The sequence below is a fragment of the Vibrio sp. 1288 genome (assembly GCF_033344475.1).
This window is the reverse complement of the sequence record NZ_JAWPOX010000771.1, coordinates 1-608: the sequence shown is the minus strand read 5'-3', so window position 1 is coordinate 608 and position 608 is coordinate 1. Positions and strand designations below refer to the sequence as shown.

At 46.2% G+C, this 608-nt stretch carries 1 protein-coding gene; it reads left to right on the top strand.

Translation table 11 applies throughout. The annotated features are described in order from the left end of the window. On the top strand, window positions 1-608 hold a 608-nt coding region (locus tag R8O11_RS29280), incomplete at both ends, for an alanine racemase (RefSeq protein ID WP_318195130.1).

Genomic DNA, 608 nt, shown 5'->3' with positions numbered 1-608 from the left:
GCAGCTCCACTCCAGCTTCAAACGACGTTAGACCAAGAGAGTCAAATTCAATCATCCAACACTTGGCTAGAAATCGATTTAGGTCAGTTTAAGCAAAACATCGAGCAGTTTAAGTCACACATGAGTGACCAGACTAAAATCTGTGCGGTGATGAAAGCTGACGCCTATGGCAACGGTATCGCAGGCTTAATACCAACTATCATAGAACAGCAAATTCCTTGCGTAGCGATCGCAAGTAATGCAGAAGCACAAGTCGTGCGCGACAGCGGCTTTAAAGGTCAATTAATGCGTGTTCGCTCAGCAGAGATTGGCGAAATTGAAGGTGCACTTGGTCTTAATGTTGAAGAGCTAATCGGCACGTTTGCTCAAGCAAAGGCGATCGCTGCACTCTCTAAAAAAGCAAACAAGGCAGTCAAAGTTCACCTTGCGCTTAACGACGGCGGTATGGGTCGTAACGGCATTGACATGACGACAGAAAACGGCAAAAAAGAAGCCCTTGCGATTGCTAAGCAATCTGGCGTTGAGATTGTCGGTATCATGACGCACTTCCCGAATTACAACGCAGAAGAAGTACGTGCGAAACTTGGTTCATTCAAAGAAAGCTCTGC